At 68.3% G+C, this 775-nt stretch carries 1 pseudogene; it reads left to right on the top strand.

Annotation, left to right across the window (positions count from 1 at the left end):
• A pseudogene (locus CKO23_RS24965) lies at positions 1-775 on the top strand (hypothetical protein); the annotation flags it as partial.

Genomic DNA, 775 nt, shown 5'->3' with positions numbered 1-775 from the left:
CGAGTGCCCCCTCGGCTGAGGCTGTGGTTGAGCGCCTGAGCGAGATCGTGCATCCGGCCACGCTGGCGCAGGTGAGCTATTTCCGCCTGCTGGGCTTGCGCGCGCGGGTCCTGACGCTGCCGGTGATGATGGGGTTGGTCTTGGGGCTGCTGTGGCGCCATATCGGCAGCGTCAGTGAGCTGGTGCGGGTGGTGCAGCGCGAGCGCCTGCTGTGGGTGGAGCCGCTGCGCGAACTCACCCAGCAAGCCTTGGAGCAACGCCTGCGCCGCTTGCCGGCACAGTTGTTCGAGCGGGTGCTCAATACCCTCTTGCCGGTGGTGCACGCGCGTTGGCAGGCGCGCCAACGTCCCTTGCCGACGGTGGTCGCCTGGGCGCAGGCGCGCTATACGGCAGTGCTCATCGCCGATGGCTCGACGCTCGATGGACTGCTGCGCAAAGTCGGGCTGCTGCGCGGCGGCGACGTGGCGCCGCTGGCGGGACGGATGATGGCGCTGCTGGACTTGACCACGCGCCTGCCGCGTCGGGTGTGGTACGACGCCGACCCGGCAGGCTTGCCCACCGCCCACGCCGCCGCCCTCTATGCCCAGCGCTGGCGCGTGGAGGATGCCTTCGCGATTGCCAAGCGCTTGTTGAGATTGGCGTATTTCTATGGCGGAGCGCAGAACGCCGTGGCGCTGCAACTGTGGAGCACCTGGATCCTCTATGCCGTCCTCGTCGATTTGACCGATGCCGTGGCCGAGGCGCTGCAACGTCCCTTCGCCGAGCTGTCGATGGA

It is taken from the genome of Thiocystis violacea (assembly GCF_016583565.1).
Taxonomy (GTDB): Bacteria; Pseudomonadota; Gammaproteobacteria; order Chromatiales; family Chromatiaceae; genus Thiorhodococcus; species Thiorhodococcus violaceus_A.
This window is presented reverse-complemented; position numbering and strand designations above follow the sequence as displayed.